The sequence below is a fragment of the Barnesiella propionica genome, assembly GCF_025567045.1.
Lineage (GTDB): Bacteria > Bacteroidota > Bacteroidia > Bacteroidales > Barnesiellaceae > Barnesiella_B > Barnesiella_B propionica.
The window spans coordinates 152,544-165,661 of record NZ_JAOQJK010000001.1 but is presented as its reverse complement, the minus strand read 5'-3'; the positions used below and the strand labels follow the sequence as shown (position 1 = coordinate 165,661).

The 13,118-nt window shown below is 38.0% G+C and carries 6 protein-coding genes; 5 read left to right on the top strand and 1 reads right to left on the bottom strand.

Features of this window, described 5'->3' with window-relative positions; all coding sequences use genetic code 11:
* Positions 1-188: 188 nt before the first annotated feature.
* Both OCV73_RS00735 and trxA read left to right on the top strand, forming a co-directional pair.
* Positions 189-893 (top strand): peroxiredoxin, encoded by a 705-nt coding sequence (locus OCV73_RS00735; RefSeq protein ID WP_147548384.1) that lies wholly within the window; start codon positions 189-191, stop codon positions 891-893.
* A gap of 13 nt (positions 894-906) precedes the next feature.
* The gene (trxA, locus tag OCV73_RS00730) at positions 907-1,266 is read left to right on the top strand and encodes a thioredoxin (protein ID WP_147548383.1); all 360 of its coding nucleotides are present in this window, start codon (positions 907-909) and stop codon (positions 1,264-1,266) included.
* 118 nt (positions 1,267-1,384) lie between these two features.
* Here the strand turns inward: trxA and OCV73_RS00725 are convergent, their stop codons facing one another.
* Complete coding sequence (locus OCV73_RS00725; RefSeq protein WP_147548382.1) at positions 1,385-3,727, bottom strand: PAS domain-containing protein; 2,343 nt, start codon at positions 3,725-3,727, stop codon at positions 1,385-1,387.
* A 1,017-nt stretch (positions 3,728-4,744) separates the two neighbouring features.
* On the opposite strand from OCV73_RS00725, the gene OCV73_RS00720 reads away from it, so the two are divergent.
* From OCV73_RS00720 to OCV73_RS00710, 3 genes are all read left to right on the top strand, one after another.
* Positions 4,745-7,198, top strand: coding sequence for a glycoside hydrolase family 16 protein (locus tag OCV73_RS00720; RefSeq protein WP_147548381.1), 2,454 nt, complete (start codon positions 4,745-4,747; stop codon positions 7,196-7,198).
* A gap of 71 nt (positions 7,199-7,269) precedes the next feature.
* Complete coding sequence (locus tag OCV73_RS00715) at positions 7,270-9,483, top strand: putative Ig domain-containing protein (RefSeq protein ID WP_167551182.1); 2,214 nt, start codon at positions 7,270-7,272, stop codon at positions 9,481-9,483.
* A 50-nt stretch (positions 9,484-9,533) separates the two neighbouring features.
* A complete protein-coding gene (locus OCV73_RS00710; RefSeq protein ID WP_147548379.1) occupies positions 9,534-13,118 on the top strand; it encodes a glycoside hydrolase family 2 TIM barrel-domain containing protein in 3,585 nt (1,194 codons plus the stop codon).

Sequence of the window (13,118 nt, the reverse complement as noted above, 5' to 3'; positions counted from 1 at the left end):
GGATATATTTTTGTACAAAAATTAAGACTGGTAAGATTGAAAAATAAAGATTATAATAATTCTTGAACCGTCTCCGAACGATAAATGTTGTGAGAAGTTTAATCGGTGAATACCGTATCGGGTATCTAAAGAAACGGAAGACAAAGAGAGTAAATATATTTATCAATAAACAATAAAAATGTAACATTATGGAAAATCAAGTAAACGTAATGCCGAGGATCGGCGAAAAAGCACCATCTTTTGAAGCAGTAACTACACAAGGTAAAATTAATTTCCCTTCGGATTATGCAGGTAAATGGATCATACTGTTCAGTCACCCGGCAGATTTCACTCCTGTATGTACTTCAGAATTTATGACGTTCGGGAAAATGGCGGAAGAGTTCGAGAACTTGAATTGTCAGCTGGTGGGGTTATCTGTAGACGGACTGTACAGTCATATTGCCTGGCTGCGTACAATCAAAGATAAAATAGATTATAAAGGAATGAAGAATGTGGAGATTAAGTTTCCTTTGATCGAAGATATAACGATGAATGTTGCCAAACTTTACGGAATGATCCAGCCCGGAGAAAGTTCCACATCGGCTGTGCGTGCGGTATTCTTTATCGATCCCCAGGGAACTATCCGCACGATTATGTATTACCCCTTGGCTTTAGGCCGTAATTTCGATGAAATAAAACGGGTGCTTATCGGCCTGCAGACAGCCGATAATTTCGGGGTAGCCCTTCCTGCCGACTGGCGTCCCGGTGATGAAGTGATCGTCCCTACGGCCGGTTCCTGTGGTGTTGCTAAAGACAGGATGGAGGGAAAAGAGGGAGAAATGCATTGTTATGATTGGTTCTTTTGTACACGCAAACTCGATAAAGAGACCGTTGAAAGTAAATTGGGCAAGTAAAAGGAGGTAAAGAATGAGTGTTGAACAATTAACCCGGAAAGAATTTTCCGTAAAAATAGCAGATACGGATACGGTAAATTCGGAATGGAAGTACCGGGGGAACAAACCCGCATTGGTAGATTTTTATGCTACCTGGTGCGGACCCTGTAAAGCGTTGGGACCTGTGCTGGAAGAATTGGCCGGAAAATATAAAGATAAAATTTATATTTATAAAGTAGATGTAGATAAGGAGGAAGAACTTTCCGACATATTTAAGATAAGGACGGTTCCCACTTTGCTTTTTATTCCTGTGCAGGGTAAACCCCGGTTACTTTCGGGAGTTATGCCGAAAGCCGGGTTAGAAAAGAAGATACAGGATATTTTGCTCAGATAAATGTACTTTTAATATAACTTTGATGATTGGTACGGCTGTTCCTGTAAAAAGGAACGGCCGTTTTTATCTCGGAATGATAGAGGAAATATTACGAAATTATTTCAAAAAAAATATATCTTTATTCTGTATGAAGATATTGGTTTAATATTTCGTTTAACCTTTTGAAAGAAACCGGTTTAGTAATAAAATCGTTACAGCCTGCTTTAAAGGCTTTCTGCTTGTCTTCTTCGAATGCGAATGCGGTTAAGGCAATAATAGGAATATCCGGAGACAAATTCCGGATTATTTTTGTGGCATCCAGTCCGTCCATCTCCGGCATTTTTATATCCATAAAAATTAAATCAGGATTACATTCTTTGAACTTTGCAATGGCTTCGACCCCGTCTTTGGCACGGACAAGATTATAATTTTTTTCCAGACAAACCTTTAGCAGTAAAAAATTACTTTCGATATCTTCCGCAACCAGAATTTTTTTCCCTTGTAATTGCGTCTTTACCATGGTATCTATACTCTTTATTGGTTTTATTGTTTCCTTTTTATTAATTTCGTTTTTATATGGAATGGTAAAACGGAATGTGGAACCGCGGCCTTCTTCGGATTCGAGGCTGATGGTTCCGCCTATTTTTTCTAATATCATTTTACAGATAGAGAGCCCCAGTCCTGTACCTTGTGCAAAATTATTTAATTTGATAAACCGGTCGAATATTGTATCGATTTTTTCTTTAGGGACTCCATGTCCCGTATCTATTACGTAGAAATTGATTTGTTCATTTTTTATGTAGAAGCCGAACCGGATATTTCCCTGGTCGGTGAATTTTATTGCATTGGTAATAAGATTTGTGATAACTTGTGCAATCCGGTTTTGGTCACTTTGTAATATAAGTCCGGGACGGTTATTTTCGAAAATGAGCTCTACTCCTTTTTTTACACGGTTTTTGTGTACTTCAAATATATCCTGACATAAAGCGCTTAGGTCGAAAGGCTTGTTTATGAATGTAAGAGTTCCCGCTTCTATTTTGGAAATATCCAGGATATCGTTGATAAGTTGCAGGAGCATTTCGGAATTATTATCGATGATATCGCAATATTGTTGTTTTTCTTCTTCATCAGTAGTCTCTGCCATCAATTTTGAAAAACCGACAATAGCATTCAGGGGAGTCCTTATCTCATGGCTCATATTGGCGAGAAACGCCGATTTTAACCGGTCGGACTGTTCGGCTTTTATACGTGCGGATATAAGTTCTTTTTCCGATTCTTTCAGTTCCGTAATATCCCACGACACTCCTATAACGAGGGGAATTTTATTTTCTGTAGGTACAAGGGCTTTCGATGTACTTACAACACGGGTTTCTCCGGTCGCAGTGACATATTCCTCCTGGAATTCCAGTCTTTCTCTTGTCTTTAATAACAGCAGATCGTCTTTTCTGAATTTTTCGGCATCCTGCCGGTTGGGAAATATTTCGAAATCGGTTCTTCCCAGGGCATGAGTAGCCGGAATATGGGAATATTCTTCGAATGCTTTATTCCAATATAGATATTTGAAATCGTTCCCGGGATCTTTTACAAAGAGATATACGGGGATATTATTCAGGATAGCATCCATGATGTAATTAAGTTCTTTGATTTTGTTTTCCTGCTCCATCCTTAGCGATATATCTCTGGCAAAGAACCATATCGTACTCTCTTTTGAGGGGTCCTGTATAATGGATGCCACTATTTCTTGTGCTATATTGTTTTCCTTTTCTCGTCCGTATCGGGTGGTATATTTTAAGGTTTTATTTTCTGTGGAATTTATTATTCTTATTTTTTCTTCCCATTGCTCTCTACCTTGCAAAGAATCGTTCAAATCGTATATCTTGTATTGAGAAAGAGGTTGGGATAAATGATGTCTGTCTATAAAGTGTTGATTTGCAAATTTTATCGTACCGTCTAATGAGCAGGAATATATTTCTTCCATTGCTCTGTTCACCGCGTATTTTAATGTTTTTAATTCGTTTTCAGAGTCGGTGATATCGTGGAAAATACAAAAAATATGTTGGTCGTTAAGTGGAAATATATAATTTTCGAAATGTCGTAACCTGTTATTGTTTTGTAACGAATAATATGTGGTGGAAGGAAGATGGGTCGTGATGACCGATTCCAGATTATCCAGAATTTTATTATAAGCTTCGTCTGGAAGTATGTGAGAGAGATGTGTTCCTATCAGTTGGTTACCGATTGATCCTGTATAATTATTTTTCCCCGAAGGAATATAATCTACAATAGTACCAGAATGATCCAATATCGTAAGCATGACGGGGAGTGAATCGAATATTTTACCGGCATATTTTACTATGACTTCGGATTTATGATCTCGTGCATTATGCCCTCTTACGTGGGAAGCGAGTTGTTCATTTTCCTTTTTGAGATGGTCAATTATTTCTAATAATTCTGTTCTGGAAAAACTTTCATAAGATTCCATGGTACACCTGTTTAATAAAATTATTTATTCCCTGAAAGTATTACTCGTTACATTTATTTAGAAGGGAAATTTTAAATATATAATTTTTCCGGTATCAACACCTGATTCATAAATTCAATTGATTCAGCGGGGTGAAATTATAATTTTTTTTTGAATATGCTGTTCTTATTTTGAAAAAAGAGACGAAAGTTTAATTTATTGGAATATAAGATTCTGATTCGTACATATTAGATTTTATTGAAAATAGATAGATTGGCTTGAAATTTAATAACATATATACTTTTTCCGAAAGTATGTTTAGATAGCATATCTTTTTTATGAAGAATTTCAGGCTAAAAATAAATTCTGAAACGACTGTATTTTTACAACTTTACCTTTCTTTTTTTAATTTATTTATTTCTATATTTGAGTTGAAATTTGGATAAGGTACTTATAAACCCGATTGTTTTTTATAATTACCGGATTACAAGAAAATTCAATATTAAATATAATAGTGCTTGTATCCCGCTATTTCGTAAACTTTAGTATACTCCTCCTGACTGAAGTTGATTCAATTGATCTGTTCTTTTGAATAAGATATGATTGAATTATTATCTTTAAATATTTGATATATAATGAATTAATTTATTATGTCTTTGTTCGGATGTATTTTATTAATTCGTAATTGTTATTATATTGTTCATGAAAAACAACATTGTGCAAATATACCATAATTTAATGCAATTCATCAATAAGTAATAATGTAATTCTTAATTTATCTTTGTTTCATAAATGTGCTAATAAAGGAGTGGGTTTCCCGGTTAACTATTTTCTTTAACCTTTATATCTGTTACGAACCCCGCGTTAAATATATTTTAAGCTGTATAATTTGTAAGGTGTTACGATTAAGTTTTAAAATATATACATTAAATATACGGATTGTAAATATGCTTATTAAATGGACTGGTTTAATTAAACTGTGTTTTCAAGAATTTATTTTATTCAGTCTTAAAAAAGAATTCAAATATATATAAGACCATGAAAAAAACATTATTATTCAGCATTATTTTATTTTGTTTCTTTTGTAATGCTTATTCTGCGGATATAATTAAAGTAGTATCTCCTCGATACTGTTCAGAGATACAAGGGAATACCAAAATAGATATTCTCGCCCCTAATTTCGAACAGATTATGGTCCACTGTTGGAAACAAGGAACCGGTTTGGGAACAAATTCGGTTGTTGGAACCGTAAAATTGGACGATAAAGGAACTGGTTCTTTTGTATTCCCTGCCAATGAATATCCGCATGGTCCAATTACCTTAAGAATATCGGGTAGCAGTGCTTCTAATACCGATAATTGCTATCTTCAGCTTTATAATAAAAGCGGTGTATCCTGGAAAGAGGGATTACCTGCAACTCCGTCTCCGGCACAAGGTATGACATTGGTCTATGCCGATGATTTTGATTCCGCTCTCTCTATAGGAGGCGACGGTTCAAATGCTACGTATTATGATCATAAACCGCCACGCGGGGAAGAAGATTTCAGTTCTATCCCTTTTGTGGATTTTAATTCTTCCAAGAATCCGTTTAGCCAGATAGACTCGTATTTGAGGATACGGATCGACGCGAACAAGAACAGTACAGGGCTGATATCTTCTATCTTTAGCGATAAGACCGGATTTTCTACGATGATGCCGTGTTATTTCGAGTGTCGTTTTATAGGTCCGAATGCTCCGGGCACCTGGCCTGCTTTTTGGTTAATGAGTGTGAAAGACGATATAAATAATTATCGTGAACCGAATGATGAACTGGATATTATAGAAGCTTATGGAGGTGAAGGTAAAGATTCTCCTAATTCGGGTCCCTTGTACAGTATTGCTGCACATGCCTGGAATCAGCCCGGAGCGCCTCAGCAGATTTGTGACGCTTTTCATGCCAGCTACTTTCCGACCGATATGAACAAATACGGAATTCCATCGACATGGTATGAATCTCCCCATATTTACGGTTGTAAAATAACAGAGACCGAAACTATCTATTATTGTGATAATATTGAAGTTGCCCGCCACGAAACATTACCTATATCTAAAACCAAACCTTTGTACTTCATGATCAATCTGGCGACTGGCGGCGGCTGGCCGGTAGACTTGTCTCGATATAATAATGTTGCAGATATGTATGTAGATTATGTGCGTGTTTACAGTAGTAATCCTCGGTCTATAGCAGTAAAAGAAGAGGTTGCTGTGCCGGCGAATGATTTTCTCAATAGTATCGGAGCCAATAGTGCTATTTATGGCCGGGGTGAGAATATTGACAAAACCGTGGAATGTTGTAAGTACACGGGGATACGTTGGATACGTCTTGATAATGCAGATAAACCAGCTTCCATAGCCGAGTTTTATAAAAAAAGCGGAGTAAAGGTCGCTTGTTGCTTGGGTAGTCTCAATACAAAGAAAAACTTTAATCTTCCGGCTTTTATTTCTAATGTAAAAAAAGTGGCACAGTCACAGGCCTTGCTCGCCATTGAAGGTTGCAATGAACCGAATAACTGGGATGTGAAATATAAAGGTAAAAAAGGAGGAGCTAATGCTTCTTGGCTGCCGGTAGCCGAATTACATAGAGATTTATATACAGCTGTGAAAAAAGATGAGATATTAAAAGATTATCCTGTCTGGAGTACAACGGAGACCGGAGCTCAAACCGATAATTGCGGTTTACAGTATCTTACTATTCCGGCCGGGGCGAATACGTTAATGCCCGATGGAACCCAATATGCCGATGTAGCCTGTTGTCATAATTATTTTGTTCATCCGGGTTTTCCTCCGGTACAAAATAACCAGACATGGGTAGCATCTGATCCTACAAGTGCTTGTAAGGTCGATGGTTTATATGGTAATTTCGGAAAAACCTGGATAAAGAATTTTACCGGTTATACCGAAGATGAGCTACGGTCTTTACCCCGGGTAACCACCGAGACAGGATCTACGATAAATGGTGAAGTTACCGAAGAGATGCAGGCATTATTATATATGTCCACATATCTGGCTCAGTACAAACGGGGATGGAGCCATACGGCTATGTATATTTTAAGGGACAGAACCGATGAAAATCCTGAATTGACTTATGGATTTTACGGACCGGATTATACTCCCAGATTAGCCGCTGACTATTTGCATAACTTTACTACCATTCTGGCCGATAATAAATCTATTGATTCTCCGGGTAGTTTGTCTTATGGCATTGCCGATCAGCCCGAAACCGTACATGATTTGTTGCTTCAGAAAAGTAACGGTAATTTTTCTCTTGTCATCTGGGGCGAGCGTTTTAAAGAAGGTGCAGATAATATCCGGGTGAATTTTGGAGAAGTATTAAAGAAAGCGACAATCTATAATCCAGTAGTAGGAACAAAACCGGTTAAGGTAGTAAGCGGTATATCCGCAATTAATTTAAATATGACAAATCATCCCTATATCATTGAAATAGAGAAATGAATCGACTATTATCTCATTGAGAAAGATGATGTTTATTCCAGTAAATAAAACCAATGAAAAACATAATTTATATGAAAAATAAAGTATTGTTATTTGTGAGCTGCCTTTTTATTATGACGCATCTAAGCGCACAGCTGCATTTATCTTTTCCTGAAGCAAGATTTAAAACCGGAGATAATATTTCCTGGAAAGAAAGAACTTTTGATGATAATGACTGGAAACAGGTGAAAACTTCTATTCCTTGGGAAAGACAGGGATATATGAATTACGACGGATATGCTTGGTATCGCATACATTTCTTTCTGCCTAAAACGATGCTGGATAAATCATATCTGAAAGAAAAACTGAATTTTTATGTAGCTAAAATAGATGATGCCGACGAGGTTTATCTCAATGGAAAGTTAATAGGAAAAACAGGTACATTTCCTTCCGATCCCGAAGGATTCGTTTCCCGTTGGGAAATACCAAGGAATTATATTGTGAATTTAGATGATCCGGCGGTTCTTTGGGATGAAGAAAATGTGCTGGCGATAAGGGTATATGACGGCGAAAGCTCGGGAGGGATTTATGCAGATATCCCTACGTTACAGATTTATGACCTGATAGACGGACTTGATATAGATTATACGGCATTGAATGATTATAATGAGAGTGAATATCATATTTATCTCCGCAATAAATTACCCCAAACGCAGTCAGGAAAATTACAGATTACGGTTGAAGATACCCAAGAAGGCAAGATGCTTCAGACGATAACAGAAAAAATCGAAATAGCACCCTTGAAAGTCTTAGATAAGAAAATCGCATTTCCTGGTAATACAAGAATTAAAATTAATGTTACGTACATTGACGATAAAACAAGCAAATTCAAAAATAAGGAAATTATTTCTTATTATATTTTGACTCCTCCTGTTTCCGATTTTCCAAAGATAAACGGTCCCAAAGTATATGGAGCCCGTCCGGGACATCCGTTCTTATTTACGATCGCCGCTTCCGGAATTTATCCGATGACGTTTGAGGCTCAGGGATTGCCCAAAGGATTGAAATTGGACCGTAAAACTGGTATTATCACAGGGAAACCCGAGAAGGAAGGAGATTATAAAGTTATTTTGACCGCAAAGAACGAAAAAGGGGCAGCCCGAGGCGAGTTACTTATCAGGATAGGAGATAAAATAGCCCTTACTCCTCCTATGGGCTGGAACAGTTGGAACTGTTGGGGGCTAAAAGTAGACCAGGAGAAAATGTTGCAAAGTGCCCATATTTTTAAAGAAAAGGGATTGATGCATTACGGTTGGTCGTATATAAATCTGGATGGTGGCTGGCAGGATACACGAGACAGTAAGGGAAATATGCTACCGAATAAAAAATTCCCGGATATGAAAGCATTAGGAGACAGTATTCATGCACTGGGCTTGAAATTTGGTATATATACTTCTCCCGGTCCCAGGGATTGTGCCGGTTATCTGGGTTCTTATCAACATGAGAAACAAGATGTCGAAATATTTGCCAAATGGGGTGTCGATTATCTGAAATATGACTGGTGCTATTACAGCGAAGTTTTCGATCGTGAAAAAGATACCTCTACCTCTGCATATATGAAACCTTATTTATTAATGCAAAAACATTTGAGAGAACTCGATCGTGACATCGTTTATAGCCTGTGCCAATATGGTTTTGACGATGTATGGCGCTGGGGTGCTGCCATAGGAAACAGTTGGAGAACAACCTGGGATATTACCGATACCTGGGAATCTATGAGTGATATAGGATTCAATCAATATCCTTATTATTCTTATGCTGGCCCCGGTCATTGGAACGATCCCGATATGCTTATTGTGGGTAAAGTAGGCTGGGGTGAAGAATTACGGAATTCCCGACTTACTCCCGATGAACAATATACACACATCACACTGTGGAGTCTGCTGGCTTCTCCGCTATTAATAGGTTGTGATTTAAGTCAGCTGGAACCGTTTACACTTAGTTTATTGACAAATACCGAAGTGCTGGATGTTAATCAGGATCCGCTTGGGAAACAGGCGCAACGGCTGATTAAAGATAAAAATATTCAGATATGGGTAAAAGAATTGGAAGATGGCAGCAAAGCCGTAGGAATATTTAATTTAGGGAACGTAGATGAAGTATACGATTTGTTATTTTCTTCGTTAGGTTACCCTGTTGTGAACGAAGTCAGGGATGTATGGCGCCAGACAGATATTCCTAATATAACGAGTTCTATGCGGCTGAATTTGCCCTCTCACGGCGTAAGCTTTTTGAGAATACGCTGATCGGAGTTAATTTATACCAGGATTATTACTACTACCATAATATACTATCTATGAACGGAAGAAAAAATATCATATATATCTTTATATCGACATTGCTTGTCTTTGTGATGCATATAAAATTGTATTCGCAGGAAATAAACGAGCATATTTTGTATAAAATAGTAAGTCCTTCCGGGCTAGTCCTTGACAATAAAGAAAGCCGGAGCAATTCGACTACTATTTATCTGTGTAAAGAAGAGAAGAACAATAATGGACAACTTTGGAGGCTTGTACCTTATAAAGATTATTATATAGTATATAATCCGTTTACATTAAAAAGCCTTGACATAGCCAGTTCCGAAGGAGGTAAAAAACCTTTAGGTATCTGGGATTATAGCAGGGGAAATGTAAATCAGCTCTGGAAATTTATAAAATCCGGTAATGACCGTTATATTATTCAATCCGGTAATTCGGATAAGAGGATCTCTTTCAAAACAAAAGAAACAGCCGGAACAGATATATACATATTACCCGGTGCTTCAAATTCGTGGAAGCTTAAAGCAACTTCTGCTAAACTCCCTCCCGATAATTTACACGGAAAAGCGGAATGGGAAAACGAACAGATATTTGCGGTTAATAAAGAACCGGGACATTGTTCTTATATTCCTTTTCCTTCGACAAACAGCCTGAAATCGGATAAATATTATGAGAGGCCCTGGGAAACGCCTTCATCATCATTTTATCAGTCTTTAAACGGTCTGTGGAAATTTCATTGGGTAAAACAACCGTCCGAAAGGCCTGTTGATTTTTACAAGACGGAATATGACGTGTCTTCATGGAAAGAGATACCCGTTCCGTCCAGTTGGGAGATGTTCGGATATGGAACGCCTATCTATACGAATATTACTTATCCTTTTAAAAATCAGACGTCGCTGATCCTTCCCCAAAAAGGATATACGAATGAAACCGAAGTAAATCCGGTAGGCTCTTACCGAAGGAATTTCAATATTCCTGACAACTGGAAAGATAAAGAGGTATTTCTTCATTTTGACGGAGTTTATAGCGGGATGTATGTCTGGGTAAACGGTCGTAAGGTCGGATATAGCCAGGGATCGAATAATGATGCCGAATTCAATATTTCAAAATATATAAGACCGGGAGAAAATACGGTTGCTGTAGAAGTATACCGATGGACGGACGGCAGTTATATCGAAGACCAGGATATGTTTCGCTTAAGTGGAATTCACCGGGATGTGTATATGTACGCTTCGCCGAAAGTACATATCCGTGATTTCCGTTTGAATTCGGAATTTAATGATAATGATTACAGCATGTCGGTTTTCAAAGTAAATGCTTCGGTAAGAAATTATGGAGATCGGCCTGTAGATGGCAGTATGGTGGAAGTTTCCCTTTTAGACCCCTCGGGAAAAACGGTTGCTGTCCTTTCCGGAAATATTAATAAACTCCGGTCAAAAGAAGAAAAGACAATCCTGATGGAAACCGGAATCAAGAATCCTGTACTTTGGTCGGCCGAAAATCCGGCATTGTATAGTGTTATTGTAAGCATGAAAAATGCAGAAGGAAAAGAGACCGAGGCTATGTCCTCTAAATTTGGTTTCAGGAAGATCGAGATCAAGAATAAGAAAGTATATGTAAATAACGAACTTGTTATTTTCAAGGGAGTGAATCGTCATGATATTCATCCCCGTTACGGGAAGGCGGTTCCGGTAGAGAGCATGGAAAAAGATATAATTATGATGAAACAGCATAATATAAATACCATACGTACCAGTCATTATCCCAACAGTTCGAAAATGTATGCTATGTACGATTATTATGGTCTTTATACTATGGATGAAGCCGATCTGGAAGCTCACGGAAATCATCGTTTAAGTGAGGATAAAGACTGGCAGCCGGCATTTGTCGACCGTGTTACCCGTATGATACAAAGGGATATAAACCATCCGTCGGTGATTTTCTGGTCACTGGGTAATGAAACGGGCGGAGGTGAAAATTTCCATGCGATGTATAAAAAAGTAAAAGAGCTGGATGCTACACGTCCGGTACATTATGAAGGGAATAGTGATTATGCCGATATGGATTCGCATATGTATCCGGATATTCTGCGTATGACCGCTTTCGATCAGCAAGAATCGGAAAAACCTTATTTCTTGTGTGAATATGCGCATTCTATGGGTAATGCACCCGGAAATCTGGCAGAGTATATGGATTATATTGAAAATAAGTCTCAACGAATGATCGGCGGTTGTATATGGGATTGGGCAGATCAGGGAATTAATAAATACGGTGAACCTGCCGATCATTATTATTTCGGAGGAGATTTTGGAGATAAGCCGAACGATTTGGATTTTTGCTGCAATGGTCTCACTACTCCCGACAGGAGGATTACCGCAAAGTTACTGGAAGTAAAAAAAGTATATCAGTATATAAAGTTCAGAGGCTTGGCGTTGAATGCAGGTAAAATAGAAATAGAGAATAAGTATGATTTCACCAATCTGGAAAAATTCGATATTGGCTGGACGGTGATGCGGAACGGAATAACCGTAGAATCGGGAACGGTTGCTTCATTATTTCTTGAGGCTAACGGCAAGACAACTTTGACCGTTCCGTATAAAACACGAATTGAAGCAGGGAGCGAGTATTTCCTGAATGTTTGGTTTTCATTGAAAGATGATGCAACTTGGGCCGATGCGGGACATATTGTCGCATCGGAACAATTTCCGTTAAATTCCCGTCCGGAAATTCCTGCTGTCCAGACAGCAGATTTAAATAAAATAAGTGTAACCCGTGATGGAAAAGATTTGATAATAAACGGAGACGATTCCAGGATTGTTTTCGATTCGGAAACAGGTATTTTATCATCACTTCGGTATGGGAAAAAAGAAATGATTTATGGTGGCCAAGGATTTGTGTTGAATTGGTATCGTAGTGTAAATAACGATAAGTTCTCGGATCAATCGTATTATGAGACTGTTTATGATCGGCCTATGTTCACCTACAAAGTAGATACCAGTGAAAAATTCGTAACCTTATTTACCGATTTTAAAGTAACGGTGAAAACCAAAGACGGTGAGGTTGTTATTCCTTATTTCGTTAAATACGATATTTATTCTAATGGAGTAATTGACGTCAGTGCACAGTTTATAAAACCGTCCGGTGGCGGAATAATCCGTCGTTTAGGTTTGCAGATAGTTATGCCTGAAGGATCGGAATTTATAAAATGGTACGGACGGGGGCCCGAAGAAAATTATAGTGACCGGAAGCAGGCTTCGTTATTCGGTATATATGAAACGACTGTAACCGGGATGGAAAAAGAACATTATGTCCGGTCTCAAAGTATGGGAAACCGGGAAGATATACGTTGGTTTACGATCTCTGGCAGTGATAATAAAGGAATTAAAATAACCTCGAAAGATCATATGAGTTTCAGTGCTTTGCACTTCTCTGATGAGGATATTTGGAATGCGCTTCACGATTTTGATTTAGATAAGGTGCGGAAACCGGAGATTTATGTGAATATAGATTGTGTACAGCAAGGGTTGGGTAATGCAAGCTGCGGTCCGCTGCCGTTAACCCAATATATGATTCCGGCCAATGTTCCTTTAAGCTATTCGTTCCGGATAGAACCTTTATGA